This window comes from Actinosynnema sp. (assembly GCF_052038725.1).
The window spans coordinates 1-3051 of the sequence record NZ_JBQGCX010000877.1 but is presented as its reverse complement, the minus strand read 5'-3'; the positions used below and the strand labels follow the sequence as shown (position 1 = coordinate 3051).

Here is a 3051-nt window from a genome sequence, read left to right as displayed (position 1 = left end):
CTGGCGAACACCCCGACCGCCGACACCCCGGTCGCGAGCGCCGCGTTCACGGTCTGGAAGCCGAGCGCGCTGACCACGACCACCGCCAGCAGGAACGACGCGATCGCCCCCAGCACGTCGACCAGCCTGGCCAGCACCGCGTCCACCCAGCCGCCGAGGAACCCGGCCACCAGCCCCACCAGGCCACCGGCCAGCACGCCGATGCCGACCGCGATCAGCGCGCTGGACACCGACGACGCCGTGCCGTGCACGACGCGGGTGAACACGTCGCGCCCGAGGTGGTCGGTGCCGAACCAGTGCGCCCAGCCCGGCGGCAGGAACTTGTCGGCGGGCACCCCGTCCACCGGGCTCGCCGAGGTGAACACCCCCGGCAGCACCGACCAGGCCAGCACCAGCGCCACCACCGCGAACGACAGCAGCACCGTCACCGGCAGCCGGGAACCCTTGCGGCGCAACGCCTTCGGCCGGGTGGCCGTGACCGCTGAGACGCTCACGCCGCCACCCCCGCCCGCTCGCGCGCCGCCGCCACGCCGCTCCGCACCCTCGGGTCCAGCAGCGGGTAGACCAGGTCGGCCGCCAGGTTCACCACCACGAACACCACCGCCGCCAGCGCCACGACCGCTTGCAGCACCGGCAGGTCCTGCGTCGTCACCGACCGCTCCACCAGCGACCCGACCCCCGTCCGCCCGAAGATCTTCTCCGTGATCACCGCGCCGCCCAGCAGCTCCCCGACGGTCAGCGCGACCACCGTCACCACCGGCAGCGCCGACGGCTTGAGCAGGTGCCGGAACAACAACCCGGTGCGCCCCAGGCCCCGCGAGCGCGCCACCGACGCGTACTCCTGACCTGCCTCGTGGTCCAGGTTCGCGATCAGCACCTCGGCCACCTGCGCCGACACCGGGATGCCCAGCGCGATCGCGGCGAACAGCGTCGCCAGCGGACCCTCCGAGTCGATCACCCGGAACAGGCCGAGCTGGAACGCGAAGACGTTGATCAGCAGCAGCCCGATCACGAAGTTCGGCACCGACAGGAACAGCGACGGGAACGCCCGCAGCACGCCCTGCCCCCGGTTCGGCGGCAGGTAGCGGACCCCGGCCGCCACCGCGAACGCCAGCACCAGGGCCACCGCCAGCGCCGACAGCGCCAGCACGACCGTCGACCACAGCACCTCGCCGACCAGGTCCGCCACCGGGAGGCCCGAGCGCAGCGAGACCCCGAAGTCCCCGACCAGGAACCGGGTCAGCGACTCCCACAGCTGCTCGTGCACCGGCCGGTCCAGCCCGTAGTAGGCGACGATCGCGGCGATCTCCTCTTCCGTGAAGCCGTTCTGCGGGTCGCGCAGGGTGGAGGTGACCGGGTCGCCGGGCAGCACGCTGATCACGACGAACGTGAACGCGTAGGCCAGCAGCACCACCACGACCGCCTGCGCGACGCGCCCCGCCGCGTACCTGCCGTAACCGCCGCTCACTCGCCGAGCCAAGCGGTGTAGTAGTTGGCGTACGCGACCCCGTTGTAGGTGACGCCCTGCAGCTTCGGGGTCTGCACGTAGAGCCGCTGCACGATCTGGGTCAGCGGGATGTAGTAGCCCTGCCGGAGCACGTGCCCCTGCAGCTCGTCGAGCAGCGGCGCGCGCTCCTCGGTGCTGGACGAGCCCGCGACCGCCGCGCTCAGCCGCACCAGCTCCGGGTCGGACTGCCCGAGCCCGAACCAGTTCTCGCCCCGGTTGGCGTCGGTCAGCACGCCCGCGACCGTGCCCGCGTCGATGATGCTGCGGGTGACCTCGTAGGCGGCCACGCTCGGGCTGTTGAACTTGACCCGCTCGCCGTAGGTCACCACGTCGAACGCCTGGATGTTCACCGTGAAGCCCAGCTCGCGCAGCTGCTGGGCCACCAGCTCGTCCACCGACTTCGAGGTGGCCAGGTACGGGTTCGGGTGCAGCGTCAGCTCAAGGGCCTTGCCGTCCTTGGACCGCAGCCCGTCCGCGCCCCTCGCCCATCCCGCCTCGTCGAGCAGCCTCGCGGACTTGGCCGCGTCGAACGCGAAGTCCGCGCTGCGGTCGGTCGCGCCGGGCACGTTGGACTGGAAGAACGACTTCGCGGGCAGCCAGTCCTCGGTGTAGACCGTCGAGATGATCTCCTGCCGGTCGATGCCGTGCTGGAGCGCCTGCCGGACCCTCGGGTCGTCGTACGGCGCGACCTTCGTGTTGATCGCGAAGCCGCTCACGAACCCCAGGTAGCGCGGCGCGGCGGTGGTGAAGCCCTGCGCCTTGAACGAGGCCAGCTCCTGCGGCGACGGGTTGTAGGCCACGTCCGCCTGGTTCGACCGCACGGCGGCGGTGCGCAGCGACGGCTCGGCCACGATCTTGTACGTGATCGTGTCCAGGCGCGCCGGACCGCTGTGGGACAGGGCTTCCGGCGCCCAGTCGTAGTCGGGGCGCTTCTGGAGCACGACGCTGTCGCCCTGCTTCCACGACTGCACGGTGAACGGCCCGCTGCCGATGTCGTTGGACAGGTCGGCCTGCTCCTCGGCGGGAAGCGCCAGCGTCTTCGGCGAGATCAGGATCGACCCGTGGTAGCCCAGGGTCGGGATGAAGCCCAGCGCGGGCGCGGAGAAGAACACCTTCACCGTGGTCGGGTCCACCGCCTCGGACCGCTGGTAGGTCTTCGGGAACAGGCCGATCGGGTTGATCCCCTTGTCCGGCGCGCCCTTCGACCAGGTGTCCAGGTTCGCCACCACGGCGCTCGCGTCCACCGGCGTGCCGTCGGAGAACGTGACGCCCTCGCGCAGCCTGAGCGTGAACTCGGTCGCGGTCTCGTTCTGCTCCCACTCGCGGGCGACCCACGGGCTGGTCTTCCCGTTCTCGTCCACGTAGACGAGCTTGTCGGTGACGTGCCCCCAGATGTGCCCCTGGAAGCTGGAGATGGCGCTGTTGTTGGGGATCCAGGTGTCGCCGAGCGAGTCGATCAGGAACGTCAGGTCCCCGCCCTGCCTCGGCTCACCCGAACCGCCCTGCCGCGCCGCGACGCCGGAACCGCAGGCGGCCAGGGTGGC

The 3051-nt window shown here is 71.4% G+C and carries 3 protein-coding genes; all 3 read right to left on the bottom strand.

The window, feature by feature from the left end; genetic code table 11:
- Positions 1 to 494: ABC transporter permease (locus tag ACTUAL_RS18090; protein WP_440901092.1), on the bottom strand; the 494-nt coding region annotated here is incomplete at its 3' end.
- On the bottom strand, positions 491 to 1468 hold the full coding sequence (locus ACTUAL_RS18085) for an ABC transporter permease (RefSeq protein ID WP_440901091.1): 978 nt from the start codon (positions 1466 to 1468) through the stop codon (positions 491 to 493). The genes ACTUAL_RS18085 and ACTUAL_RS18090, both read right to left, overlap by 4 nt.
- Positions 1465 to 3051 (bottom strand): ABC transporter substrate-binding protein (locus ACTUAL_RS18080; RefSeq protein WP_440901090.1); only part of this gene is annotated, 1587 nt, incomplete at its 5' end. The genes ACTUAL_RS18085 and ACTUAL_RS18080, both read right to left, overlap by 4 nt.